The organism is Cellulosimicrobium cellulans (genome assembly GCF_024124905.1).
Classification (GTDB): domain Bacteria; phylum Actinomycetota; class Actinomycetes; order Actinomycetales; family Cellulomonadaceae; genus Cellulosimicrobium; species Cellulosimicrobium cellulans_G.
The window spans coordinates 672,706-699,703 of record NZ_JAMXST010000004.1; the positions used below are offsets into that span (position 1 = coordinate 672,706).

Sequence of the window (26,998 nt, forward strand, 5' to 3'; positions counted from 1 at the left end):
AGCCCCAGGGCGGAGCCGCGTCGGGCCGGGGGCGGACCCGGGACGCGCGGGTGCGCCGGACGGCGGGGGTCGAGGTGCCGCCGACGGGTCGATGTGGCGAGGGACCGCCGCGGGCGAGCCTCGAGGCATGACCACGACACCGCTTCGCCCCGCCCGTCCCGCCCGCCACGTCCCCGGCCGTCCCGGTCCCCGTCGCGTCGCCCGCACCGTGGCCGGCGTCCTCGCCGTCGGGGCGCTCGGTGCGGCGGGGGCGCTCACGTACCTCACCGTGACGCGCGACGGCGGTGGCGCCGCCGTGGCCGACCCCTCGCCGTCGCTGCGCCCGCAGACCGCGACCGGGCTCGACCCGGAGCTGGAGCGCCGCTTCGACGCGGCACGCGCCGCCGCGGACGCCGACGGCGTCGAGCTCACCCTGACGTCCGGGTGGCGCACGGCGGCCGAGCAGCAGGAGCTCGTGGACGCGGCGCTGGAGCGCTACGGCTCGGCCGAGGAGGCGCACCGCTGGGTGCTGCCGCCCGAGTCGTCCGAGCACGTCGCGGGGCTCGCGATCGACGTCGGGCCGACGGACGGCGCGCTGTGGCTCGAGCAGCACGGGGCCGAGTTCGGGCTGTGCCGCACGTACGCGAACGAGCTGTGGCACTTCGAGGCCGCGACCGAGCCCGGCGGCACGTGCCCGCCGATGCACGACGACGCGTCCCACGGTTGGGGGTGACCGCCCGCCGCCCGGGGTCACGACCCGAGTTGCGGCCTCCTGCCGCTGGAGCCACGCCAGGATCAGGCGGGACGTCTCCTCCGGGAGCTCCTGCTGGATCCAGTGGCCGCAGTCCAGCTCCACGACCTCGACGTGCGGGACGAACGCCTCGAGGTTCGGCGCCCTCATGACCGTGTCCGGTGCGCCCGCGCCGTCGACCGCCTCGCCGCCCACCTCGTCCCCTCGTACCGACCCTGAGCGCGCGACGACCTCGCGGGAGCGGACCCGCACCGCCGACGAGGGCGGCGGATGTCGGCGGTCCGCGCGATGATGTGCGGGTGAGCGAGAGCACCCCCGCGACGTCCGCCCCGACCACCCCGACCGTGACGGACGAGGAGGTCCCCACGGCCACGTCCGCCGCCGAGCTCGACGAGGCCGCCGCGCAGCGACGCTGGGCCGAGCTCGTCGCGCAGGTCGAGGCCGACCAGCGCGCGTACTACGAGGAGGACCAGCCCGTCTCCTCGGACGCCGAGTACGACGCCCGGATGCACGAGCTCCAGGCGCTCGAGGCCGCGCACCCCGCCCTCCAGTCGCCTGAGTCGCCCACCCAGCGCGTCGGGGGCCGCGCCGCGGCGGGCTTCGCGACGGTCCAGCACCTCGAGCCGATGCTGTCGCTCGACAACGCGTTCAGCGAGGAGGACCTCGCCGCGTGGGCGGCGCGCGTGCACCGCGACCTCGGCGTCGCGGAGGACGCGGCGGTCGACTACCTGTGCGAGGTGAAGATCGACGGCCTCGCCATCGCTCTGCTCTACGAGAAGGGCCGGCTCGTCCGGGCGGCCACGCGCGGGGACGGGCGCACGGGCGAGGACGTGTCCGCCAACGTGCGGACGATCGAGAGCATCCCGCAGCGCCTCGGCGGCGACCCGGCGACCCACCCCGACGTCATCGAGATCCGCGGCGAGGTCTTCATGGGCGTCGCGGACTTCGCCGCGCTCAACGAGAAGCTGGTCGCCGCCGGGCAGGACCCGTACGCCAACCCGCGCAACACCGCGGCCGGGTCGCTGCGGCAGAAGGACCCCGCCGTCACGGCGAGCCGCAACCTGCGGATGTACGCGCACGGGGTGGGCGCCCTGCAGTGGGAGGCGGGCGAGCACGCCGAGCTCGCGCGCCAGTCCGACGCGTACGCGCTGTTCGCGCAGTGGGGCGTGCCCGTCTCGCCGCACAACCGGGTGGTGCACGGGCTCGACGAGGTGATGGAGCGCATCGCGTACTTCGGGGAGCACCGCCACGACATCGAGCACGAGCTCGACGGGATCGTCGTCAAGGTCGACGAGCTCGCCCTGCAGCGCCGGCTCGGCGCCACGAGCCGCGCGCCCCGGTGGGCCATCGCGTACAAGTACCCGCCCGAGGAGGTCAACACGCGCCTGCTCGCGATCCAGGTCGGCGTGGGCCGCACGGGTCGCGCGACCCCCTACGCGGTCATGGAGCCGGTGAAGGTCGCCGGCAGCACCGTGCGCCAGGCGACCCTCCACAACCAGGACGTCGTGCGGGCCAAGGGCGTGCGGATCGGCGACATGGTCGTGCTGCGCAAGGCCGGCGACGTCATCCCGGAGATCCTCGGGCCCGTCGCGGCGCTCGCGGACGACGGCTACCCGCGCGAGGACTTCGTCATGCCCGCCGACTGCCCGGAGTGCGGCACGCCGCTGCGCCCCATGAAGGAGGGCGACGTCGACCTGCGCTGCCCCAACGCCGAGTCGTGCCCGGCCCAGGTGCGAGGCCGCGTCGAGCACATCGGCTCGCGCGGCGGCCTCGACGTCGAGGCGCTCGGCGAGGTCACCGCCGCCGCGCTCACCCAGCCCTACGAGCCGGCCGAGCCCCCGCTGCGCACCGAGAAGAACCTCTTCGGCCTCACGGTCGAGCAGCTCGCGCCGATCAAGGTCGTCGTGCGCGACCCGGAGACCGGCCTGCCCCGGCCGTACGAGGGCGTGGGGGAGTCGGGAGAGGTCCCGATGTCCGACGGCTCGGTGCTGCTCGCCAAGGTCGTCCGACCCTTCCAGAAGGTCGCCGCGCGCACCTACCCGCCGGGGTTCGAGGACGCGACGCCCGCCGAGCGCCGGGCTGCGGGCGTCCGCAAGGACTACCCGGTGTACGGGCCGTCGAGCACGGCGCAGACCCTCGTCGACGAGCTGCGGCTCGCGAGGACCAAGGACCTGTGGCGCATCCTCGTGAGCCTCAACATCCGGCACGTCGGCCCCGTCGCGGCGCGCGCGCTCGCGGACTGGTTCGGGTCCCTGGACGCCATCGAGGAGGCGATCCGTGACGGGGGCCGCGAGGCGCTCGCGGCGGTCGAGGGCGTCGGGCCCGTCATCGCCGACGAGGTGATCGCGTGGCTCGAGGTCGGTTGGCACCAGGAGATCGTCGACCAGTGGAAGCGGGACGGGGTGCGGTTCTCCATCCCGGGGCATCCCGGTCCGGGCGCCCGGCAGGCACCCACCGGACCGCTCGCGGGACTCACCGTCGTCGTCACGGGGTCGCTCGAGGGTTTCAGCCGCGACGGCGCCAAGGAGGCGGTGATCGCGGCGGGCGGCAAGTCGTCGGGGTCGGTCTCGAAGAAGACCGACTACGTCGTCGTCGGAGCGAACGCGGGCTCGAAGGAGACCAAGGCCCGCGACCTCGGCCTGCCGATCCTCGACGAGGAGGGCTTCGTCGCGCTGCTCGCCGGCGGGCCGGACGCCGTCGCCGACCGCGTCGGAGGCGACGCGTCCGGCGCGGGCGACGAAGCAGGTTCCGGCGCGGACGGCTGAGGAGTCCGACGCGCCACGACGTCACGGGGGTGGATCAGGGCGTCGACGGGCGTCGGGACACGACCTCCTGCAGCCGCGCGACGCCGTCGGGCGGGACGGGCAGCGACGGGCCGCGCGGGGGAGCGGTCGGCACGCCGAGCAGGTTCGCGAGCGCGTGGAACCCGCTCACCGGACGTAGCGAGGCCAGGACGTCCGTGAGGTCGCGCAGCCAGTCCACGACCTGGGCGTCGGGCGCGGTGCCCCCGGCCCGGGCGCGCCGCAGCGCGACGTACTCGGCGGGCACGAGCGCGGCGAGACCGGTGTGCCAGGCGTCGGCCGCCTCGGCGCCGCCGACGATCGCGGGGTCGCCGCTGAGCCCGACGCTCAGGCCGAGCCCCGCCGTCGCCGCGCGCAGCGCCGCGACCCGGCCGGTCGGCCGCGCCGGCGTGGACGCCGGGTCCTTGACGGCCGCGACGGTCGTGGTGCGTGCGAGGTGGGCGAGCGCCTCGGGCGTGAGGTCGTACGCCGTCTGGACGCTCCGGTTGTAGTAGCAGACCGGCAGGTCGACGGTCCCCGCCACGGCCTCGAACACCGCCACGACCTCGTGCTCGTCGAGCGGCAGGTAGGAGAACGGCGCGAGCACGAGCCCGTCCGCCCCGCAGTCACGCGCCGCGCGGGCACGCTCCAGGACCTCGCGCGTGGACGCGCCGCTCACGGCGACGTGCACGGGGACGCGCGGCGCGCCGGGCGCCGAGCCCGCCGCGAGGGCGGCGCGCACGACGGCGTCGCGCTCGTCGGGCGTGAACGTCACGCCCGCGCCCGACGACGCGAGGACGACGACGCCGTCGACCCCTGCCCGCGCCGCACCGTCCACGAGGGCGGCGAGCGCGTGGGGGTCGGGCGCGTCCGAGGGGGTGAGCGGGGTGATCGGGTAGGCGAGGAGCCCGCAGAACGAGGTCACGTGCTGGGTGGAGGGACCGGGGCGCGCGTCGAGCGTCAGCGGCTCGCCCAGAGGATGCCGCGCTCCACGATGGTGCGGACGGGCGGGACCTCGAGGTCGGCGAGCTGGTGGCCGGCTGCGCACACGAAGATGCGGCCGGCACCCCAGCGGCGCGTCCACACGGCGGGGGAGACGACCGGCTCGTGCCACGGGTCGCCGTCGCGCGGGACGATGGTCGTCGTCGCGAGGACCTCGTTGTACGAGTCGGCGAGCACCCAGTACTGCTCGGAGTGCAGCGAGATCGAGTCGATGCCCGCGACGATCGGGTGGTCCGCGTGCTCCGGCGCGATGTCGATCGTGTGGTCGATGAGGTCGTGCGCGTGCGCGGCGAACTGCCCGCCCACCATCTGCAGGTAGTCGGTCGCGAGGCGGAACGAGTCCACGATCCCGCCGTGCCAGCCGGCGAACCCGGTACCGTTCGCGATCGCGGTGCGCAGCCCGCGCATCTCGTCGGGCAGGATCTCGCCCATCGTCCAGCACTGCACGACGAGGTCCAGGCTCGCCATGAACTCCTCGTCGGCGTACGACTCCAACGATCCCTCGAGCGTCACGTCGTACCCGGACGCCTCCAGGAACGGGACGAACAGCTCCGCCGCCTCCTCGGGTGCGTGCCCGGGCCAACCGCCCCGGACCACGAGCGCTCGACGGTCCCGCTCGGTCATGACTCCTCCTCGTGCCTCGTCACACTCGTCGCGCCCGCATGTCGCGGGCAGCGGCCCCCGGCGACCGCGCTCAGGCGATGAGCGCGTCGATCGCTGCGGGCGAGAGTACGTGATCCACGGCCATGGCGCTCGCACCGAGCACGCCGGCCTGGCCACGCGCCTGCGACGTGACGATACGCAGGTGCTGCGTCGCGAGGGGGAGCGACCGCTGGTACACGATCTCGCGGATGCCCGCGATCAGGTGCTCGCCGGCCTCGGCGACGATGCCGCCGATGACGATGAGCGACGGGTTGAGGAGGCTCACGCACGCCGCGAGCACCGAGCCGATGTCGCGTCCCGCCTGGCGGACGGCCTGGCTCGCGGTGAGGTCCCCGCCACGGACGAGGGTGACGACGTCGGCGCTGTTCGTCGCGTCGAGGCCCGCGGCGGCGAGCGCGGCCGCGACCGCCTGACCGCTCGCGACGGCCTCGAGGCATCCGACGTTCCCGCAGCGGCACGGGACGTCGGCCGCGCTCGGGACGGCGACGTGGCCGATGTCCCCGGCGGCGCCCTGCGCGCCGCGCCGCAGCTCGCCGTCGGCGATGATGCCGGACCCGATGCCGGTGGCGACCTTGACGAACAGCATGTCGGTCACGGCGGGCCAGGCGGTGCGGTGCTCGCCGAGCGCCATGATGTTCACGTCGTTGTCCACGAGGACCGACGCGTTGAACCGCTTCTGCAGGATGCCGGCGACGTCGACGTCGTCCCACGCGGGCATGATCGGCGGGTTGATGGGCCGACCGGACGAGTGCTCGACGGGCCCGGGCAGGCCGACGCCGACGCTCACGAGGTCGTCGAGGCTCCGCCCGGTCGTCGCGACGAGCTTCTCGCCCGTGTCCGCGACCCACGACAGCACCACGTCGGGGCCGTCCGCGATCGCGAGCGCGGCGTCGGTCTCGGCGAGCACGTTGGACGCGAGGTCCGTCACGGCGAGGCGGGCGTGCGTCGCACCGAGGTCGACGGCGAGCACGATGCGCGCCTCAGGGCTGAAGGCGAAGGTCACGGGCGGTCGCCCGCCGGTCGAGCTCGCCTCTCCCGCGGGGGCGATGAGGCCCGCCGACATGAGGAGGTCGATCCGGGCGGCGATGGTGGATCGCGCCTGCCCCGTGATCGCTGCGAGGTCCGCGCGCGTGCGCGGCTGACCGTCCCGGAGCAGCTGGAACATGTCGCCGGCGCCGGTCGGGCGCGGCGCGAACTTCAGCAGTTCCTCCATGGGCACAGTGAATCACGGAGCCTCTCGTCGGTCGTCCGTACGTGCCGGACGAGTCATCGGCTTTTGCTTGACGATCGCCAAAAGGTACCCTACTGTCCCCTCCCAAGGCGACACGGACGTCGTCGGAAGTTGTGGAGACCCGAGGAAGGGTCTCCCGTCCGGGCGAACACCCGCCCCACCTGCTCGTGCAGACCCCGACCCCCAGCCGACTTCTCGGTGGTTCGGCTCGTCAGCCGCCCGTCGTGCCACCCGTCGACCTGACGCGTCGAGCACCGTCCGCCCGCAGCATGGGAGCGTTCCCTCGCCCTGACAGCGCTTGTCCACTTTTGCTGGTAACGAAGTTGTAACGGCAGCAAAAGGCTGCGATCTTATGATTGACCGTCGTCAAAAGGTCGGCTAGGTTCACCGCATGGTCACCGCAGACCCTCCCCAGCCGCTCCTGCAGATGCAGGGCATCGTCAAGGTCTTCCCCGGGGCTCGAGCGCTCGACGGCGTCGATCTCGAGATCCTCCCCGGAGAGGTCCACTGCCTCCTCGGGCAGAACGGCGCCGGCAAGTCCACCCTCATCAAGGTGCTCGCCGGTGCCCACCAGCCCACCGAGGGTCAGATCCTCCTCGACGGCGAGCCCATCACCATCTCCGACCCCGTCGCCGCGCTGAAGCACGGCGTCGCGACCATGTACCAGGAGCTCGACGTCGTCGACGGCCTGACCGTCGCGGAGAACGTGTACCTCGGGCACGAGCTCGCGACGCTCGGGTTCTCCCAGCGCCGCGAGGCCGTGCGCCAGACGCGGGCCATCCTCAAGCGGCTCGGCCACAGCGAGATCTCCCCGAACCAGGAGGTCGAGCGGCTGTCGGCCGCGGGCAAGCAGATCGTCTCCATGGCGCGGGCGCTGTCGCACGACGCGCGCGTTATCATCATGGACGAGCCGTCCGCGGTGCTCGACTCCGAGGAGGTCGGCAACCTCTTCCGCGTGGTCAAGGAGCTGACCAAGGCCGGGGTCGCCGTCGTCTACATCTCGCACCGTCTCGAGGAGATCCGCGAGATCGGCGACCGCATCACGGTGCTCAAGGACGGCCGGACCGTCGCGCAGAACCTCCCGGTCTCCGAGACGCCGACGGCGAAGCTCATCACCCTCATGACCGGGCGCTCGGTCGAGTACGTCTTCCCCGACTCCCAGGAGCTCGCCGCCGACGCGCCCGTCGTGCTCGACGTCGAGGGCCTGTCCCTGCGGGGCACGTTCGAGGACGTGTCGCTCCAGGTGCGCGCCGGGGAGATCGTCGGCCTGGCGGGCCTGGTGGGCGCCGGGCGCTCGGAGATCATCGAGACGATCTACGGGGCTCGGCGCGCGACGGCGGGCACGGTCCGGGTGGACTCGAAGCGGCTTCGCGCCGGCTCCGTGGCCTCCGCCGTGGACGCCGGGATCGGGCTCGCGCCGGAGGAGCGCAAGAGCCAGGGTCTGCTCCTCGACGAGCCCGTCTACCGCAACGTCACCCTCTCGACGTTCGCCCGCTTCGCGCGCGGCGGCTTCCTCGACGAGGGCGCGGAGCGCAAGGCGGCCAAGGAGCAGGCCGACTCGCTCGAGCTGCGGCCCGCCGGCGTCGACCGCGCGATCCGCACGCTCTCGGGTGGCAACCAGCAGAAGGCGATGCTCGCCCGCTGGCTGGTCCACGGCTGCCGCGTGCTGCTCCTCGACGAGCCGACGCGCGGCGTCGACGTCGGGGCGCGCGCCGAGATCTACGCCCTCATCCGCAGGCTCGCCGACGAGGGTGCCGCCGTCGTCGTCGTGTCCAGCGAGATCCCCGAAGTCCTCGGCCTCGCCGACCGCGTACTCGTCGTCTCCGAGGGTCGCGTCGTGCACGAGGGGCCCTCGAGCTCCATCGACGAGCACCAGGTGCTCGACATGGTCATGGAAGGAAGTGTCGCGTGAGCGAGCAGCAGGTGTCGGCCTCGATGCCGACGGACAAGCCGGACGCCGACGAGTCGGCCCGGGTCGAGAAGGCCGCGAGCGAGCGCCGCCGCGCAGGATTCATGTCCGGGGCGGCAGGTCGGAACATCGGCCTGGTCCTCGCGCTGATCCTCCTGTGCGTCCTGGGCTTCGCGACGGCGGGTGAGCGGTTCGCGAGCGTCAGCAACCTGATGACCATCCTCAGCCTCGGCTCGGTCACCGGCGTCCTGGCCATCGGCATGACGTTCGTCATCACGACGGGCGGCATCGACCTGTCGGTCGGCTCCGTGCTCGGGCTCTCCTCCGTGTGGGCGACGACGCTCGCCACCCAGTCGTACGGCTGGGTCGTCATGGTCATCTGTGCGCTCGCGGTCGGCCTCGGCGCCGGGTTCCTCAACGGCCTGATCATCGCCTACGGGCGCGTCGTGGCGTTCATCGCGACGCTCGCGATGCTCGTCGCGGCGCGCGGCCTCGCCGAGCTCATCGCCCAGAAGCGCACGCAGATCGTCAGCGTCCAGGAGTTCAACGACATCTTCCGGGGCAACCTCCTCGGGGTCCCGAAGATCGTCTGGATCTTCGCGATCGTCGCCGTGCTCGGCTGGTTCCTGTTCAACCGCACGACGTTCGGACGCCGGACGGTCGCGGTCGGCGGCAACCCCGAGGCCGCGCGCCTCGCGGGCATCAAGGTCAAGCGGCACCTCATGTACGTGTACGCGCTCTCGGGCCTCACCGCCGGCATCGCCGGGGTCATGATCCTCGCTCGCACGAGCGCCGGCTCCTCGACCAACGGTCTGCTCCTCGAGCTCGACGTGATCGCCGCGGTCGTCGTCGGCGGCACGCTCCTGGCAGGCGGACGCGGATCGATCGTCGGCACCGTCCTGGGCGTGCTCATCTTCACGACGCTCACCAACGTCTTCATCATCAACAACGTCGACAGCTCGGTCCAGCAGATCGCCAAGGGCGCGATCATCGTCGGCGCGGTCCTGCTCCAGCAGCGCATCGCCCGGCGGACCACCTAGCCCGTCGCACTCCCCAGCCATTCCTCGTACGACCCACGACACCACTCACCCCCCACAAGTTCCGCAGAGTTCCTCCCGCAGGACAGCATCGAAGGAGATCCCATGTCCGCACGCACCACCCTGCGCCGCCGCTTCATGATCGCGACGGTCTCGGCCGCCTCGATCGCGCTGATCGCCACGGCCTGCACGTCCAACACCCCGACCACCGAGGACACCGCGGACGGCGACGGAGGCGGCAGCAGCAACGAGGCCGTCTCCGACAACGACGCCCCGGGCGACCCGATCGTCATCGGCTTCTCGGCCCCCGCTGCCGACCACGGCTGGATGGGCGCCATCACGACCGCGGCCGAGGCCGAGGCCGCGGAGTACGAGGACGTCGAGCTCCGCGTCGCGGACGGGACGAACGACGTCAACGTCCAGATCAGCCAGATCGAGGGCTTCATCAACGACGGCGTGGACGCGATCGTGCTCCTGCCGTTCGACGGCGCCGCGCTCACCGAGGTCGCGACCAAGGCGATGAACGCCGGGATCCCGGTCATCAACGTCGACCGCGAGTTCTCGAGCCCGTTCGCGGCCCGGGCCACGGTCCTCGGCGACAACTACGGCATGGGCGTGAGCGCCGGCCAGTACATCTGCGAGCAGCTCGGGGACAACCCCGACGCGGTCGTCGCGGAGATCGCGGGCATCGACTCGCTCCCGCTCACGCAGGACCGCAGCCAGGGCTTCGAGGACGCGCTGTCCGACTGCGGCCTCGACGTCGACAACCGCGTCGCGGCCGACTTCACCGTCCAGGGCGGCGAGGCCGCGACGGCGAACCTGCTCCAGGCCGCGCCGAAGATCGACGCCATCTGGAACCACGACGACGACCAGGGCGTCGGCGTGCTCTCCGCGATCGAGAACGCGGGCCGCGACGAGTTCTTCATGGTCGGCGGCGCCGGCTCGAAGCAGGTCATGGAGCACATCAAGGCCGGCGACTCCGTCCTCCAGGCGACCGTCGTCTACCCGTCGACCCAGGCCGCGGACGGCATCAAGCTCGCCCGCCTCGTCGCGCACGAGCGCAGCATGAGCGACCTCGCGTCGTCCGGCGTCCCCCGCACGATCCAGCTCTTCGCGCCGGTCGTGACGAAGGACAACGTCGACCAGTACCTGCCCACGGCGTTCCAGTCCTGACGGGCCGCTGACGCCCGTCGTCAGCACGCAGCACGAAAGCACGCGGACCACGCCCACGGTCCGCCCGGGACGACCCCGGCCGGACCGTGGGCGTGCTCACGTCACGCGCAGGAACATGCGCACGGAAGGAACGTCATGGCAGGAAACGACGGCGCGCAGCTCGGCGTCGGCATGGTCGGGTACTCGTTCATGGGGGCAGCGCACTCGCAGGCCTGGCGGACTGCCCCCCGGTTCTTCGACCTCCCTCTCGACCCGCGCATGCGGGTGCTCGGCGGCCGCAACCCGGAGGCGCTGGCCGCCGCCGCCCAGCGGCTCGGCTGGGAGTCCACCGAGACGAGCTGGCAGGCGCTCGTCGCGCGGGACGACGTCGACCTCGTCGACGTGTGCACGCCCGGCGACACGCACGCCGAGATCGCGATCGCGGCGCTCGAGGCCGGCAAGCACGTGCTGTGCGAGAAGCCGCTCGCCAACACGGTCGCCGAGGCGGAGAAGATGGTCGAGGTGGCCGAGGCCGCGGCCGCGCGCGGTCAGGTCGCGATGGTGGGCTTCACCTACCGCCGCGTGCCGGCCATCCAGCTCGCGCGCCAGCTCGTCGTCGACGGGCGGATCGGGACCGTGCGCCACGTCCGCGCGCAGTACCTCCAGGACTGGATCGCGGACGAGAACGCGCCGCTGTCGTGGCGGCTCGACAAGTCGAAGGCCGGCAGCGGGGCGCTCGGCGACATCGGCGCCCACGTCATCGACCTCGCGCAGTTCATCACCGGAGAGAAGATCACGAGCGTCTCGGGACTGCTCGAGACCTTCGTGACGGAGCGTCCGGTCGCGACGGAGTTCGCGGGGCTGTCCGGCCAGGGCGGCACCGAGCGCGGGCCCGTCACCGTGGACGACGCGGCGGTGTTCCTCGCCCGGCTGTCCGGCGGGGGCATCGGGACCTTCGAGGCCACGCGCTTCGCGTACGGCCGCAAGAACGCGATCCGCCTCGAGATCAACGGCTCGAAGGGGTCGGTCGCGTTCGACTTCGAGGACATGAACGTCCTGCACTTCTTCGACGCCGCGGACGACGCGGTCGTCGCCGGCTTCCGGCGCATCGTCGTCACGGAGCCGGAGCACGCGTACGTCGCGCACTGGTGGCCCGCGGGTCACGGGCTCGGGTACGAGCACGCCTTCACGCACCAGGCGGTCGACCTCGTCGAGGGGATCGCCTCCGGGACGCACCCGGCGCCGACCTTCGCGGACGGCCTCGTGGTGCAGCGCGTGCTCGACGCGGTCGAGCGGAGCGCGGCGTCGGGCGGCTGGGTCCAACCGTAGTATCGAGTCCGGGTCGGCCCGCGGGGCGGAGGGTCGACCCGGACACCGGCCCGACGGTGCCGGCCGTTGCAGCGCAGCACGGCCGGCCGGAACCGGCTTGGAGAAAGGAGGCTGGACGCGCCGCGACGGCGCGCATTTAGTACGACGGGCAATCAAAATTGTCGGTCGAATATCCCGGGACGGCGGCCGGCCGATGGCGGCACCCGGCGGAGCGCAGCACTGATTCCCCATCTCGACGAGGAGACCTTGTGAGAAACGTGCTAGGAGGATCGCTCGCCATGAGGCGGACGGTCGCGGCAGCCGCCGCGGCAGCGGTCGCTCTCCCTCTGACCATGGCGGCGGCGACGTCGGCGACGGCCGCACCGGTGCCCACGGGCGTCGCGGCGGCGCCCGTCGTCACGGCCGCGGACACCGAACCGTTCGACGTGCTCGTCTTCAGCAAGACCGGTGGCTTCCGCCACGGGTCGATCCCGGCGGGTATCGCAGCGATCCAGAAGCTCGGTACCGAGAACAACTTCGAGGTCACCGCGACCGAGGACGCGGGCGCGTTCACGGACGCGAACCTCGCGCAGTACGACGCCGTCGTGTGGCTGTCCACGACCGGTGACGTGCTCAACGACGACCAGCAGGCCGCGTTCGAGCGGTACATCCAGAACGGGGGCGGGTACGCGGGCATCCACGCGGCGTCCGACACCGAGTACGACTGGCCCTGGTACGGCGGGCTGGTCGGCGCGTACTTCAGCGCTCACCCCCAGAACCAGACCGCGACCGTCAAGGTCGAGGACCACGTCCACGAGTCGACGGCGCACCTGCCCTCGCGGTGGGAGCGGTTCGACGAGTGGTACAACTTCCGCACGAACCCGCGTGACACGGTGCACGTGCTCGCGAGCCTCGACGAGACCACGTACAACGCGGGCAGCGGCGCGATGGGCGCCGAGCACCCGACGGCGTGGTGCCAGGTCTACGACGGCGGCCGCTCCTGGTACACCGGCGGTGGCCACACCGACGAGTCGTACGCCGACCCGGCCTTCCTCCAGCACCTGCTGGGCGGCATCCAGACGGCCGCGGGCGCCGTGGCGTCGGACTGCGCGGCGACGCAGTCCGCGAGCTACGAGCAGATCGCGCTCGACGAGGAGACGCGCAACCCGATGGTCCTGGACGTCGCGGACGACGGCACGGTGTTCTACGCCGAGCGCGACGGCCGTGTGCAGGTCATCGACCCGTCGACCAACACGACGCACACCGCGACCACCCTCCCGGTGACCACCGCCAACGAGGACGGTCTGCTCGGGCTCGTGCTCGACCCGGCCTTCTCGGAGAACGGGTGGGTCTACACCTACTGGGCTCCGTCGAACGTCGGCTCCGACGGCCCGCACAACCGGATCTCGCGGTTCGACTTCGACCCGGCCACGGGCACGATCGACCAGGCCACGGAGAAGAAGGTCCTCACCGTCACGACGCAGCGCAACACGTGCTGCCACGCCGGCGGTGACATGGTCTTCGACGAGGACGGCAACCTGATCCTCGCGACGGGCGACAACACCAACCCGTTCGAGTCGGGCGGCTACTCGCCCCACGACGAGCGCGCCGGTCGTCAGGACTACGACGCCCAGCGGTCGTCGGCCAACACCAACGACCTGCGCGGCAAGGTCCTGCGCATCCACCCGGAGGCCGACGGGACGTACACGATCCCCGAGGGCAACCTCTTCGCCCCCGGCACCGAGAAGACGCGTCCCGAGATCTTCGCCATGGGCTTCCGCAACCCGTTCCGCATCGGGGTGGACCCCTACTCGGGCAACATCCTCGTGGGTGACTACGGCCCCGACGCCGGTAGCGCGAGCCCGACGCGTGGCCCGGGCAACACGGTGGAGTGGAACGTCGTCAGCGAGCCCGGCTTCTACGGCTGGCCGTACTGCACGGGCGCGAACGCGGACTACCTCAAGTACAACTTCGCGACCGGCCAGTCCGGCGCGGCGTTCAACTGCGACGCCGGCCCGGTCAACCAGTCCCCGAACAACACGGGTCTGACCCAGCTGCCCCCGGCCATCGAGGCCGAGATCTGGTACAACTACGCCGGCAACCCGGACTTCCCGGAGATCGGCGGCGGCGGTGCGCCCATGGGCGGCCCCGTCTACCAGTTCGACCCCGAGCTCGACTCCGACGTCCAGTGGCCCGAGTACTGGGACGGCAAGGCGTTCCTGGGCGAGTGGAACCAGGGCAAGCTGTACTCGGTCCAGCTCGACGGGGAGAACCGCGACGACATCGTCGACGTCAACCGCGTCCTGCCCAAGATCTTCGACCCGAGCGCCGGGTTCGACCGTGCGATGGACTTCGACTTCGGTCCCGACGGCGCGCTCTACGTCGTCGACTGGGGCTCGGGCTTCGGCGGCGACAACGACTCGAGCGGGATCTACAAGGTCAACTACGTCAAGGGCAACCCGTCGCCGATCGCGCGGGCGAGCGCCGACGTGACGAGCGGTCACGCGCCGCTGACGGTGCAGTTCTCCTCGGAGGGCACGCGCCACCCGTCCGGAGACGCGCTGGCCCTCCAGTGGACGTTCGGCGACGGCTCGGAGCCGTCGACCGAGGCCAACCCGGTCCACACCTACACGGAGAACGGCTCGTACACGGCTCAGCTCGTGGCGACGGACTCCCAGGGCCAGACGGGGGTCGCGAACGTGTCGGTCGTCGTCGGCAACGACGCGCCGACGATCTCCATCACGTTCCCCGACAACGGCGGGTTCTTCCAGTGGGGCGACCAGGTCCGGTACGAGATCGCGGTCGACGACCCCGACGGTGAGGTCGACTGCAGCCAGGTCGAGCTCTCGACGTCGCTCGGTCACGACTCGCACGCCCACCCGATGGACGTGCTCGGCGGCTGCGAGGGCGTCTTCCAGACGGCGCGCGACGAGGGCCACGGCATCGAGTCGAACATCTTCTGGGTGATCGAGGCGTCGTACACGGACGACGGTGGCGCCGCCGGTGCCCCGCTCACCGCGAACGACCTCCAGGTGCTCCAGCCCAAGCTCCTCCAGGCGGAGTTCTTCACCTCCACCGGTCGCCTCGCGAGCTCCACGAGCACGGGTGACCCGGGCGTGCAGCGCGAGACGACGGGCGACACGGCCGGCGGTGGCCAGAACATCGGCTACATCGAGCCGGGCGACTGGTGGGCCTACGACCCGATCTCGCTCTACGGCGTCGACTCGATCGCGCTGCGCGCGGCGTCGCCGAGCAACGCCACGATCTCCATCCGCTGGAACGCTGCCGACGGGCCCGAGATCGGGACCGTGCAGGTGCCCGGCACCGGGGACTGGCAGGTCTACCAGAACGTCTCCGGCACCCTGACCGACGTGCCCGCGGGCACGGGGACGCTCTACTTCGTCCTGACGTCCGGCCAGGCCAACGTCAACTGGCTCGAGTTCGACGGCCGCGGCGTCACGGACAACGAGCGCCCGACCATCGACTCGTTCGAGGTCACCCCGACGACGGGCACCGCCCCGCTGACGGTGACCGCGACGGCGACCGCCTCCGACCCCGAGGACGACGCGATCACCTTCGCGTGGGACGCGGGTCTCGGTGACGGCTTCGCCGACGGGACCGACTCGTTCGAGGTCACGTACGACCAGCCGGGCACGTACCGGCTCCAGGTGCGTGCCTCCGACGAGCGCGGCGCGTACTCGGTGGAGTACACGACCGTGACGGTGAAGGCGCCGCAGACCGGGCCGGGGATGTGCTTCTCGGGCCGCTCGGACGACTTCCTCGGGACGGACCTCGACGAGAACCGCTGGTCGGTGCTCAACCGTGACCAGAACCTGGTCGTCCGGGACGGCAAGCTCGTCATCCCGACGACGGCGACCGACTTCTACGGCACGGGCAACACCACGGTGCCGAACGTCGTGCTCCAGGACCTGCCGGACGGGCCGTTCACGGCCACGGCCAAGCTCACGCTGCCGGCTCGCCAGCAGTACCAGCAGGCCGGTCTGGTGATCTGGGAGGACCAGGACAACTACGCCAAGATGGTGCTCCAGGGTCGTTCGCAGTCCGCGGACCCGGCGACCCGGATCTTCCAGTTCATCCGTGAGGAGAACGCCCAGCCGAACGAGGTCAGCGCGTCCAACACGGCGAACCTCGGCGCGGACTACCCGGACACGGTCTACGTCCGGTTCGTCAGCAACGGCGAGAACCTCCAGGCGGCGTACTCGGCCGACGGCGTCGACTTCACGACGATGTCGGAGACCAAGTCGATCGCCGACCTGGAGAACGCGAAGATCGGCCTCGTGTCGCTCAAGGGGAACAACACCACGTCCCCGGTGATCGACGCCGAGTTCGACTGGTTCTCGATCACGCCCGACGACACGGCGTCCGCCCCCGGGCCGGACGACGAGTTCGACGGCACCGCCCTCGACGCGTGCCGCTGGTCGATCGTCCGCGAGGACCCGACCGGCTACCGCGTGGCGGACGGCTCGCTCCAGATCGACACGACCCCGACCGACATCTACGGGACGGGCAACACGGACGTGCCGAACATCATGCTCCAGGAGCAGCCGGGTGACGAGTGGACGATCGAGACCGTCGTCGACGGCTCGGCGTTCGACCGCCAGTACCAGCAGGGTGGTCTGATCGCCTACGCCGACGACGACAACTACGTCAAGCTCGACTACGTGGTCGACAACCAGGCGGGCCAGGCCAAGAACGCCCGGATCGAGCTGCGCAGCGAGGTCGGCGGCGTGGTCCAGAACCCGCAGCCGCAGACGGCGAGCCTCGCCGAGTCGGTCTGGCACCTGCGCCTGACCCGCTCCGGTGACACGTTCACCGGTGCGTACAGCGCGGACGGCGAGACCTGGACCACGTTCGACCAGACCGTGGCGAACACGGCCGCGGCGGACGCCCAGGTCGGTCTCTTCGCGCTCGGTGCGTCGGCCGACACCGGTGCGGCGGCGTCGTTCGACTACTTCCGGGTGGTCGGCGACGAGGTCGAGCCGATCGCGGTGACCATCACCGCGGAGACGCGCTGCATGGCCGGCAAGGTGTTCGTCGCGGTCCGCGCGACGAACGACGACGCGGTCCCGGTCGCGATCACTCTCGAGACCCCGTACGGGTCGAAGGAGTTCGCGGACGTGGCGCCGGGTGCGAACGCCTACCAGTCGTTCGCGTCGCGTGCCACGGGGATCGACGCCGGCACCGTGACGGTGACCGCGACCGACGCCGAGGGGAGGACGTTCTCCGGGACGGCGGACTACGCCGCCCGGGCCTGCTCCTGACAGGTTCCGGCGGGCCGGTGCTCTGAGCACCGGCCCGCCGGGCACCGCGCTCGGCGTGCGGGCGCTCGGCGGACGGGCGGCCCATCGGCCGGGCCGACCGTACGCTGCCCGCACGACGAGCACGACGGGGACCTCCGGGTCTCCGGCCCCGGCGCCCGGGAACGGGCGCTCCGGCCCGGCGCCGGGGCACCCCCGGGGTCCGACGACCGCCGTCGGCCCCGGAGCCACCCACAGACCACGACGAGGTGATGACCCGATGTCCCGAACGTCTGCGCAGCCCAGCGGCACCCGCAGCGGCACCAGCACCCGCACCCGACCCCGCGTCGGGGTGCGCGCTCTTCTCACCGCGGCGCTCGGCGTGCTGCTCGGCGCCGTCGTCGCGCTGCTGGGCGTCGCGGCCCCCGCGGCCGCGCACGGCGGCGACGTCGTGATCTCCCTCGGCACCGACGGGGAGGGCGGCATCTCCGCCAACCTCACCTACAAGATCGACGGGCACCCGGTCGAGGAGTCTGCCGACGTCTCCGTGACCGCGGAGTCCGCCGACGGCGAGACCGTCGGACCGCTCACGCTCTCCTCGGCGTCGGAGGGCGTCGGCTGGTACACGTCCGAGCCCGGCGTCCTCGCCGAGGGCAACTGGACCCTCACCGCCACGATCACCCACCCGGCCGAGGCGACCGCCACCGCGCAGGTCGACGTCGTGCCGCTGCCCGAGCTCGCTCCGGATGCGGCCGACGAGGCCGCGGCCGACGCCGAGGGCGGCGCCGCGGACGGGGCCGACGAGGACGCCGACGCCGCGGCGGACGCGTCCGGTACCGCGGACGACGAGTCGAGCGGGAGCGGCGCGGGCGTGTGGATCGCCGTCGCCGTGGTCGCCGCGCTCCTCCTCGTCGGCGGGTACGTCGTCGTCCGCCGCCGTGCGCGCGCTGCCGCCGCCGAGGCGTCGGACGGCAAGCCCCGATCCCTGTCCAGCACGTCCGCCCGGTGACCCCGGGCGCGATACCGAGAACGACCGAAGGAGACACGACCATGGCACGACCGATCACCCTCTTCACCGGGCAGTGGGCCGACCTGCCGTTCGAGGAGGTGGCGCGGCTCGCGTCCGGCTGGGGCTACGACGGCCTGGAGATCGCCTGCTGGGGAGACCACCTCGACCCGTGGCGCTGGGACGACGACGAGTACGTCCAGGGCAAGCTCGACCTGCTGGCCAAGTACGACCTCAAGGTCTACGCGATCTCGAACCACCTCAAGGGCCAGGCCGTCTGCGACGACCCGATCGACCAGCGCCACCGCGACATCCTCCCCGACGTCGTGTGGGGCGACGGCGACCCCGAGGGCGTGCGCCAGCGTGCCGCCGAGGAGATGAAGCACACCGCGCGCCTCGCGGCGAAGCTGGGCGTGAAGACCGTCGTGGGCTTCACGGGCTCGGCGATCTGGAAGTACGTCGCGATGTTCCCGCCCGTCTCGCAGGAGGCGATCGACGCCGGCTACCAGGACTTCGCCGACCGCTGGAACCCGATCCTCGACGTCTTCGACGAGGTCGGCGTGAAGTTCGCCCACGAGGTGCACCCGAGCGAGATCGCGTACGACTACTGGACGACCGTCCGCACGCTCGAGGCGATCGGGCACCGCGAGGCGTTCGGCCTCAACTGGGACCCGAGCCACATGGTGTGGCAGGACCTCGACCCGGTGAGCTTCCTGTGGGACTTCAAGGACCGCATCTACCACGTGGACTGCAAGGACACGAAGAAGCGGATGCACAACGGCCGCAACGGCCGGATGGGCTCGCACCTCGCCTGGGCGGACCCGCGCCGCGGCTGGGACTTCATCTCGACGGGCCACGGCGACGTGCCGTGGGAGGACGCGTTCCGCATGCTCAACACGATCGGCTACGAGGGCCCGATCTCCGTCGAGTGGGAGGACGCCGGCATGGACCGCCTGGTCGGCGCGCCCGAGGCGCTCGCGTTCGTCAAGAAGTACGCCTTCGACGCTCCGGACGCGGCCTTCGACGCCGCGTTCTCGACCAAGTAGCACGCACAGTCTCCCGTCGGCCGGCGCTGCCGGCCGGCGGGTGGGGGAGAACAGTCCGACACGCCACCGCCCCCGGCCCCTCGACGGCCGGGGGCGGTGGCGTGCCCGCGTCCGGGGTCTCGTCCGTCGTCCCGTCGCGCGTCGCCGTCCGCGTCGTCGCTGGCTGCGCCCATGTGATCCTTCACATTTGTTTCGTGGCTTGGGTTATCTAACCGTGACGATCAATGTTCGGCTTTTGCTTGACGCTCGACAGAAGTGGCCCTACGTTGTCATCCATGCGAGCCGACGACGTCGCGCAGGACGTGCGTACCCCGGTGCTGGACCCGGGTGCCCACCTCCCCGGAGCGACCACGACAGGGGCCCCTGCCGCCCGTACGACCTTCCCCGCCAGCGCCCCCGACGCGGGCGGTCTGCCGGCCTCCGGCTATCGCGCGGGGATCCTCGGCGCCGGGTTCATGGGGGGCGTCCACGCGCGGGCCGTGCGCACCGGCGGCGGCCGGGTCGTCAGCGTCGCGGCCGCCGACCTCGACATCGCCCGCGCGGCCGCGCCGGGGCTCGGGGCCGAGCGCGCCGTCGCCACCGCGGAGGAGCTGCTCGCCGACCCCGAGGTCGACGTCGTGCACGTGTGCACGCCCAACCACCTGCACGTGCCCCTCGCGCGCGCCGCGCTCGCGGCGGGCAAGCACGTGGTGTGCGAGAAGCCGCTCGCGACCGACGTCGAGGGCGCGGTCGAGCTCGCCGGCCTGGCCGCCGAGGCCCGCGCGGCGGACGGCCGGGTCGCCGTCGTGCCGTTCACGTACCGGTTCCACGCGATGGTGCGCGAGGCGCGCGAGCGCGTGCGCCGCGGCGAGGTCGGCACCATCTCGCTCGTGCACGGCTCGTACCTGCAGGACTGGCTCCTGCGGGAGTCGGACGACAACTGGCGCGTCGACCCCGCGCTCGGCGGCGCGAGCCGGGCCTTCGGGGATATCGGCTCCCACTTCTGCGACCTGCTCGAGTTCACCACCGGGCAGCGCATCGTCCGGCTCGTCGCGCAGTCGGCCACCGTCAACCCGCACCGCCGGGGCGCGGACGGCGTCGTGCACGAGGTGGCGACCGAGGACGCCGTCACGCTCCAGTACGCGACGGACGGCGGGGCGCTCGGGACCGCGGTCATCTCCCAGGTGTCGGCGGGCCGCAAGAACCGTCTCTACCTCGAGATCTCCGGCTCGGAGTCGACGCTGTCGTTCGACCAGGAGCAGCCCGAGACGCTGTGGGAGGGCCGCCGCGACGTCTCGCGCCTCCTCGTCCGCGACCCCGAGGCGCTCTCCCCGGCCGCCGCACGCTACTCGCGCCTGCCCGCCGGGCACCCCCAGGGCTACCAGGACTGCTTCGACGCGCTCGTCGGCGACACGGCGGCGGCGATCCGCGGCGAGGTCCCGGACGGGCTGCCCACGTTCGACGACGGCCTGCGCGCCGCCCGCCTCGCCGCCGCCGTGGGCGAGTCGGTGCGCTCGGGCGGCTGGGTGGAGGTGCCGGCATGACCGCGACGACCACGCGCGAGCCTCGGCCGCCGACGGCGGGGGAGGGCGGCGACGGGCCGATCCTGCGGCTGCGCGGCATCGGCAAGGAGTTCTTCGGCAACTCCGTGCTGCGCGGCATCGACCTCGACGTGCGACCGGGCGAGGTGCACGCGCTCGTCGGCGAGAACGGCGCCGGCAAGTCGACGCTCATGAAGATCATCGCGGGCGTGCACCGCCCTGACGCGGGCACGATCGAGCTCGACGGCGCGGACACCACCTTCGCGTCGCCGCTCGCCGCGCAGCACGCGGGCGTGTCGACGGTGTTCCAGGAGTTCAACCTCCTGCCCGAGCGGTCCGTCGCCGAGAACGTCTACCTCGGTCGCGAGCCGCGCCGCGCGGGACTCGTCGACCGCCGCCGCATGCACGCCGACACCACGGCGCTCCTCGCCGACCTCGGCCTCACCGGCCTCGCCTCGTGGACGCGCGTCGGCTCGCTCTCGGTCGCGCAGCAGCAGATCGTCGAGATCGTCAAGGCCGTGTCCTACGACGCGCGCATCATCTCGATGGACGAGCCGACGGCAGCGCTGGCCGACCAGGAGGTCGAGCTGCTCTACGAGCTCGTCCACCGGCTCAAGGAGCGCGGCGTCGCGATCCTCTACGTGTCGCACCGCCTCAAGGAGATCTTCGACCTCTGCGACACCATCACGGTGCTCAAGGACGGCAACCACGTCCTGACGACGCCGACGGCCGACATCGACCCCGACCGGCTCGTGCGCACCATGGTCGGCCGCGACTTCGCCGGGTACTTCCCGGACAAGGACCCCTCGACGGTCCCGGGCGAGGTGCGCCTCGCGCTCGAGGGCGTGGGCAACACGCAGGTCGACGACGTCTCGCTCGAGGTGCGCGCGGGGGAGATCGTCGCGCTCGCCGGCCTCCAGGGCTCGGGACGCACGGAGATCGCGCACGGCATCTTCGGGATCGCGGGCTTCACCCGCGGGCGCGTGCTCGTCGGCGGCACGCCGGTCGACGTGCGCTCGCCGCGCCAGGCGGTGCGGGCCGGGCTCGCGCTCGTGACCGAGGACCGCAAGGCGGAGGGCCTCGCGCTCGGCCAGTCGATCCTCGCGAACGCGCGGCTCGTGCTCGACGCCGTCGTGCCCGGCCAGGCGGACCGGCGCGCGAAGCGCATCCCCGGCATCCTCTCCTCCCTGGAGCTCGTCGCGAGCTCGCAGGAGGCCGAGGTCCAGTACCTGTCGGGCGGCAACCAGCAGAAGGTCGTCCTCGCGAAGTGGCTGGTCACCGACCCGCAGGTCATCGTGCTCGACGAGCCGACCCGCGGCATCGACGTCGGCGCCAAGCGCGCGGTCTACGACCTCATGCGCGAGCTCACCGCGAGCGGAGTCGCCGTCCTGTTCATCTCCTCCGAGCTCCCCGAGGTCGTCGCGATGGCGGACCGCGTGCTCGTCATGCGCGACGGCCGCCTCGCGGGCGAGCTCCCCGCCGGCAGCGACGAGGAGACCGTCATGGCACTCGCCACGGGCGCGGGGGAGGACACCTCCGGCGAGCACGTCCAGGTCGACCTCGACGCTCTCGCCGGCGCCGACGACCTTCCGGGCGCCGAGCCCGCCACCGCGCCGGACGGACCGCCCGCGTCCGCCCAGCACCCCACCGACGGCCCGCAGGAGGACCGATGAGCACCGCGGTCGCGACCGCCGCCCCCACCGCGCGCCGCGCCCCCGCGCGTCGGCGCCGCCTGGGGTCGACGGAGATCGTCTACCTCGCCCTCGTCGGGATCCTCGTGATCGCCGGCGTCCTCGTCGCCGTCGGCGGCGGCAACCTGTTCAGCACCGCGAACACGGCGTACATGCTCACGCAGACGAGCCTCCTCGGTTTCGTCGCGATCGGGCAGACGTTCGCGATCCTCTGCAAGTCGCTCGACCTGTCGGTCGGCTACGTCGTGGCGCTCAGCTCGATCGTCGGCGCGACGACCATGGCGGGCGACCCCTCGCGCGTCTGGCTCGGCGTCCTCGCGGCGGTGGGCGTCGCGGCGGTCGTCGGCCTGGTTAACGGGCTCGTCATCGCGAAGCTCCGCGTCAACGCGTTCATCGCGACGCTCGGCGTGGGCCTCATCATCAAGGGCTACCTCGACACGCAGTTCAAGGGCCCGGCGGGCGAGGTGCCCGCCTCGTTCCAGATGTTCGGGTACACGCGCGTCGGCCCGGTGCCGATCTCGACGATCGTCATGCTGCTCGTCGCGGCCGTCGGCGTCGTGCTCCTCACGCGCACCCGGCCGGGTTACCACATGTTCGCGGTCGGCGGGAACACCGACGTCGCGCGGCTCTCGGGCATCCGGACCGACCGGACGCTGGTCCTCGCGCACGTGCTGTGCTCGGTCTGCGCGGGCGTCGCGGGGCTCCTCATCGCCGCGCGCTTCGGCACCGGCAACGCGCTCGTGTACTCCTACGGGCTCGACCTCGACTCGATCGCGGCCGTCGTGCTGGGCGGCACGCTCCTCATGGGCGGGCGCGGCTCGATCGTCGGGACCGTGGGCGGCGTCCTCATCCTCGCGGTGCTCGACACGGTGTTCAACGTCCTCGACGTCGACCCGTTCTTCAAGGACGTCCTGCGCGGCGTCATCATCATCGCCGCCGTCGCGCTGTACGCCCGGCGCCAGATCGACCCGGCGAGCAGCCGGGCCCGCTTCCGCCCGACCCGCACCGGAGGTGCGTCCGCATGACCACCGACACCACGCGCCGGACGATCCCCGCGCGCGCGCCGCGGGCCGGCTGGCTCGAGCGCCTCACCGCGGGCGGGAGCTGGACCGTGTTCGCGCTGCTCGTGCTCGTCTTCGCGGTCATCCTCGTGATGAACCCGTCGTTCGGCGAGCCCATGTCGCTCATGGCCTTCGTCAAGAAGGCGGCGCCGCTGGTCATCCTCGCGATCGGACAGTACTTCGTCATCGTCTCGGGCGAGTTCGACCTCTCGGTCGGGTCGCTCGTCGGAGCCCAGGTCGTCATCGCGGCGAAGCTCATGGACGGCGAGGACTCGATGACGTGGCCCGTCATGGCCCTCATGATCGTCTTCGGTCTCGCGGTCGGCCTCGTCAACGGCCTCGTGACGACGCTGCTCAAGGTGCCGTCGTTCATCACGACGCTCGGCATGATGCTCGTGCTCTACGGCGCGATCCGGCTCTGGACGGGCGGCGCCCCCACGGGCGCGCTGACCGACGGCTTCCGGCAGTGGGGACGCGGGGGCATCCCCGACACGCCCGGCCAGTTCCAGGTGCCGTACGCGCTCATGGTCGTCGTGGTGCTCGGCGTCCTCGCCGCCCTGCTCATGCGCCGCCCGTTCGGCCGCACGCTCGTCGCCACCGGCGACAACGACGTCGCGGCCGGCTACGCCGGGGGCTCCGTGTGGTGGGTGCGCACGCGCGCCTTCCTCCTCTCGGGCTTCATGGCCACGGTCGCCGCCATCCTCATCGGTGGCTACGCGGGCGTCACCGCGCAGGTCGGGCAGGGCCTGGAGTTCATGGCCATCACGGCCGTCGTGCTCGGGGGCGTCGTGCTCGGCGGCGGGCGGGGCACCGTGATCGCCGCGATGGCCGGCGCGCTCACCCTCGAGGCGCTGTTCACGCTGTTCAACCAGCTCAGCCTCCCGTCGACGATCCGGCCCGCCGTGCAGGGCGTGATCATCATCGCGGCCGTCGCCTACGCCGCGCTGCCGCGCCGGTCGCGGCGCCGCTCGTCCACCCCCGACGCCCCGCCTGCCGCGGGCCCGACCCCCGCACCGAAGGAGCCCGCCCCCGCGAACGCCTGAGCACCGGCGCCCCGGCGGACTCCCGCCCGCGCGACCCCGACCACGCCCGAAAGACCCCCTTCCGAGCTGTACCCCTTCCCCCGCACGCTGCGGGACGACGACGTCTCACCCCCAAGGAGAGAAGGACATGCGACGTACACGAGCACTCCTGGCCGGCGCGGCGGTGGCCACGCTGTTCCTCACGGCCGCCTGCACGACCGACACCCCCACCGACACCGGCGAGGGTGGCGAGACCTCGGCCGAGGAGAGCCCCGCGAGCGAGGAGTCCGGCGGCGCCGACTCCGAGTGGTTCGTCCAGGCGGACTACGACCGTCAGCTCGCCCAGCGCGAGGTCGTGCCCGAGGGCCCGGCCGACCAGCCGTGGCTGCAGGCGATCGAGCCCGAGTACGTGGACACGGCCGAGTACGCGAGCGAGGGTGGCGGCAAGACGCTGTGCTTCTCGAACGCCTCGGTGTCCAACCCGTGGCGCGTGACCGGCTGGATCACGATGCAGCAGCAGGTCGACGTGCTGAAGTCCGAGGGCGTCATCGGCGAGTTCCGCGTCTCGGACGCGGCGGACGACGACAACAAGCAGATCTCCGACATCCAGGCGTTCGTCGAGGCGGGCGACTGCGACGCGATCGTCATCTCCCCGTCCACGACGGCGACCCTCACGCCCGCGGTCGAGGCCGCGTGCGAGTCGGGCAAGCCCGTCATCGTGTTCGACCGTGGCGTGAACACCGACTGCATGGTCACGTTCATCCACCCGATCGGCGGCTACGCCTACGGTGCCGACGGCGCCGAGTTCCTCGTCGAGAACCTGGAGCCGGGCTCGAAGGTGCTCGCGCTGCGCATCCTGCCCGGCGTGGACGTGCTGGAGAACCGCTGGGCCGCGGCCGACAAGATCTTCTCGGAGTCCGAGCTCGAGGTCGTGGGCGCGGAGTTCACCGGCGGTGACGGTGCGAAGATCAAGGACATCGTCACGCAGTACCTGCAGCGCGGGGACGTGGACGGCATCTGGATGGACGCGGGCGACGGCGCCGTCGCGGCGGTCGAGGCGTTCGAGGACGCTGGCAAGCCCTACCCGGTCTTCATGGGCGAGGACGAGATGAGCTTCCTGCGCAAGTGGAAGGACACGGACATGACCGCCCTCGGCGCCGTGTACTCGAACTTCCAGTGGCGCACCCCGATCCTCGCGGCGCAGATGATCTGGGCCGGCGAGCAGGTCCCGTCGGAGTGGGTCCTGCCGCAGGCGCCGATCGAGGCCGAGGAGCTGGACGCGTACCTCGAGGCGAACAAGGACATGCCGTCGCTGCACTACGCGAAGTTCGGCGGAGAGGACCTGCCGGGCTTCCCGGAGGCATGGACCGACCGCTGACCGGACCGCTGACCGGACCGCTGACCGGTCGTCCGCACGGGACCTGACAGGTCCCGCAGAACCACCCGGTCCGACCCTCGCGGTCGGACCACCCAGGGGCCGCCCGGTCGCCGTCCGACCGGCCGGGCGCCCCGCCCGCCCGACGACGCGGCGCACCTCCCGTGCGGAGGTGCCCCGCGGCGTCGGGCACGCGGGCGGGACGGCCGAGAGCTCGGACCCGACGAGAGAGAGCGACGTGGCTCTTCCTACCCCGGCCCTGCCGCTGCGCCGCCGTGCGCTCGGCGTCAACACGTGGGTCTGGACCTCCCCGCTCACCGACGACGCGCTGCGCGACCTCGCGCCCCGCGTCGCGGGGTGGGGTTTCGACGTGCTCGAGCTGCCCGTGGAGAACCCCGGCGACTGGGACCCGGCGACCGCCGCGACGGTCCTCGCCGACCACGGCCTCGGCGCGAGCGTCTCGCTCGTCATGGGCGAGGGCCGCGAGCTCGTCGCCGCGGACGCCGCGACGGTGCGCGCCACGCAGGACTACCTGCGGCACGTCGTCGACGTCGCGCGCACGGTCGGCGCCCCGGTGATCGGCGGACCCGCGTACGCGTCGGTCGGGCGCACGTGGCGCCTGACCCCCGCGGAGCGCGAGGCGGCGTACTCCGAGCTCGCCGAGAACCTGGCACCCGTCGTCGAGCACGCGATCGCGGCCGGCGTCGTCGTCGGGCTCGAGCCGCTGAACCGCTACGAGACGAGCCTCGTCAACACCGTCGACCAGGGGCTGGAGGTCGTGCGGCGGCTGCCCGCGGCCGGCATCGGCCTCATGCTCGACGTCTACCACATGAACATCGAGGAGACGGACCTGCCCGCCGCGGTGGCGCGCGCGGGCGAGCGCATCGCGCACGTCCAGGTGTGCGGCAACGACCGGGGCGCACCCGGCAACGACCACCTGGACTGGCGCGCCCTCCTCGCCGCGCTCGACGCGACCGGCTACGACGGACCCCTCGTCATCGAGTCCTTCACGGCCGACAACGCGACGATCGCCACGGCCGCCTCCATCTGGCGGCCGCTGGCGCCGACCCAGGACGCCATCGCCGTCGATGGCCTGGCCCACCTGAAGGGACTGATGCCCACGCCGGAGCACCCGTAGCCGTAGTCGATCCACGACCGCAGCGCCGGCACGCCGCGGGATGACGACCACCCTTCCCGGACGACGACG

At 72.4% G+C, this 26,998-nt stretch carries 18 protein-coding genes; 15 read left to right on the forward strand and 3 right to left on the reverse strand.

The window, feature by feature from the left end:
- Nucleotides 1-127 precede the first annotated feature (127 nt).
- Complete coding sequence (locus tag NHH00_RS15070; protein ID WP_253053535.1) at nucleotides 128-712, forward strand: M15 family metallopeptidase; 585 nt, start codon at nucleotides 128-130, stop codon at nucleotides 710-712.
- A gap of 317 nt (nucleotides 713-1,029) precedes the next feature.
- On the forward strand, nucleotides 1,030-3,495 hold the full coding sequence (gene ligA, locus NHH00_RS15075) for an NAD-dependent DNA ligase LigA (protein WP_374615073.1): 2,466 nt from the start codon (nucleotides 1,030-1,032) through the stop codon (nucleotides 3,493-3,495).
- A 34-nt stretch (nucleotides 3,496-3,529) separates the two neighbouring features.
- Here the strand turns inward: ligA and NHH00_RS15080 are convergent, their stop codons facing one another.
- From NHH00_RS15080 to NHH00_RS15090, 3 genes are all read right to left on the reverse strand, one after another.
- Nucleotides 3,530-4,435, reverse strand: a complete 906-nt coding sequence (locus NHH00_RS15080) for a dihydrodipicolinate synthase family protein (protein ID WP_253053537.1) — start codon at nucleotides 4,433-4,435, stop codon at nucleotides 3,530-3,532.
- 35 nt (nucleotides 4,436-4,470) lie between these two features.
- Nucleotides 4,471-5,136 carry a ThuA domain-containing protein gene (locus NHH00_RS15085; RefSeq protein ID WP_253053539.1) on the reverse strand — a complete coding sequence of 222 codons (666 nt, stop codon included), beginning with the start codon at nucleotides 5,134-5,136 and terminating at the stop codon, nucleotides 4,471-4,473.
- A gap of 70 nt (nucleotides 5,137-5,206) precedes the next feature.
- On the reverse strand, nucleotides 5,207-6,388 hold the full coding sequence (locus tag NHH00_RS15090; protein WP_253053541.1) for an ROK family transcriptional regulator: 1,182 nt from the start codon (nucleotides 6,386-6,388) through the stop codon (nucleotides 5,207-5,209).
- A gap of 409 nt (nucleotides 6,389-6,797) precedes the next feature.
- On the opposite strand from NHH00_RS15090, the gene NHH00_RS15095 reads away from it, so the two are divergent.
- From NHH00_RS15095 to NHH00_RS15155, 13 genes are all read left to right on the forward strand, one after another.
- A complete protein-coding gene (locus tag NHH00_RS15095) occupies nucleotides 6,798-8,318 on the forward strand; it encodes a sugar ABC transporter ATP-binding protein (RefSeq protein ID WP_253053543.1) in 1,521 nt (506 codons plus the stop codon).
- Entirely contained in the window at nucleotides 8,315-9,355 is a 1,041-nt protein-coding gene (locus tag NHH00_RS15100) for an ABC transporter permease (RefSeq protein ID WP_374615076.1), read from the forward strand. The genes NHH00_RS15095 and NHH00_RS15100 overlap by 4 nt, the downstream gene beginning before the upstream one ends.
- Nucleotides 9,356-9,457: 102 nt before the next feature.
- Entirely contained in the window at nucleotides 9,458-10,525 is a 1,068-nt protein-coding gene (locus NHH00_RS15105) for a substrate-binding domain-containing protein (RefSeq protein ID WP_253053545.1), read from the forward strand.
- A 135-nt stretch (nucleotides 10,526-10,660) separates the two neighbouring features.
- The gene (locus tag NHH00_RS15110; RefSeq protein ID WP_253053547.1) at nucleotides 10,661-11,833 is read left to right on the forward strand and encodes a Gfo/Idh/MocA family protein; all 1,173 of its coding nucleotides are present in this window, start codon (nucleotides 10,661-10,663) and stop codon (nucleotides 11,831-11,833) included.
- A 278-nt stretch (nucleotides 11,834-12,111) separates the two neighbouring features.
- Complete coding sequence (locus NHH00_RS15115; protein WP_253053549.1) at nucleotides 12,112-17,094, forward strand: ThuA domain-containing protein; 4,983 nt, start codon at nucleotides 12,112-12,114, stop codon at nucleotides 17,092-17,094.
- Between the two features lie 256 nt (nucleotides 17,095-17,350).
- The gene (locus tag NHH00_RS15120; RefSeq protein WP_253053551.1) at nucleotides 17,351-18,079 is read left to right on the forward strand and encodes a hypothetical protein; all 729 of its coding nucleotides are present in this window, start codon (nucleotides 17,351-17,353) and stop codon (nucleotides 18,077-18,079) included.
- Between the two features lie 41 nt (nucleotides 18,080-18,120).
- A complete protein-coding gene (locus tag NHH00_RS15125) occupies nucleotides 18,121-19,122 on the forward strand; it encodes a sugar phosphate isomerase/epimerase family protein (RefSeq protein ID WP_253053553.1) in 1,002 nt (333 codons plus the stop codon).
- 275 nt (nucleotides 19,123-19,397) lie between these two features.
- Nucleotides 19,398-20,645 (forward strand): Gfo/Idh/MocA family protein, encoded by a 1,248-nt coding sequence (locus NHH00_RS15130; RefSeq protein ID WP_253053555.1) that lies wholly within the window; start codon nucleotides 19,398-19,400, stop codon nucleotides 20,643-20,645.
- The gene (locus tag NHH00_RS15135) at nucleotides 20,642-22,315 is read left to right on the forward strand and encodes a sugar ABC transporter ATP-binding protein (RefSeq protein WP_253053557.1); all 1,674 of its coding nucleotides are present in this window, start codon (nucleotides 20,642-20,644) and stop codon (nucleotides 22,313-22,315) included. The genes NHH00_RS15130 and NHH00_RS15135 overlap by 4 nt, the downstream gene beginning before the upstream one ends.
- The gene (locus NHH00_RS15140) at nucleotides 22,312-23,358 is read left to right on the forward strand and encodes an ABC transporter permease (protein ID WP_253053568.1); all 1,047 of its coding nucleotides are present in this window, start codon (nucleotides 22,312-22,314) and stop codon (nucleotides 23,356-23,358) included. The genes NHH00_RS15135 and NHH00_RS15140 overlap by 4 nt, the downstream gene beginning before the upstream one ends.
- The gene (locus tag NHH00_RS15145; protein WP_253053570.1) at nucleotides 23,355-24,437 is read left to right on the forward strand and encodes an ABC transporter permease; all 1,083 of its coding nucleotides are present in this window, start codon (nucleotides 23,355-23,357) and stop codon (nucleotides 24,435-24,437) included. The genes NHH00_RS15140 and NHH00_RS15145 overlap by 4 nt, the downstream gene beginning before the upstream one ends.
- Nucleotides 24,438-24,564: 127 nt before the next feature.
- The gene (locus NHH00_RS15150; protein WP_253053572.1) at nucleotides 24,565-25,794 is read left to right on the forward strand and encodes a substrate-binding domain-containing protein; all 1,230 of its coding nucleotides are present in this window, start codon (nucleotides 24,565-24,567) and stop codon (nucleotides 25,792-25,794) included.
- Nucleotides 25,795-26,029: 235 nt separating this feature from the next.
- A complete protein-coding gene (locus NHH00_RS15155) occupies nucleotides 26,030-26,929 on the forward strand; it encodes a sugar phosphate isomerase/epimerase family protein (RefSeq protein ID WP_253053583.1) in 900 nt (299 codons plus the stop codon).
- The last annotated feature ends 69 nt before the right edge of the window (nucleotides 26,930-26,998 follow it).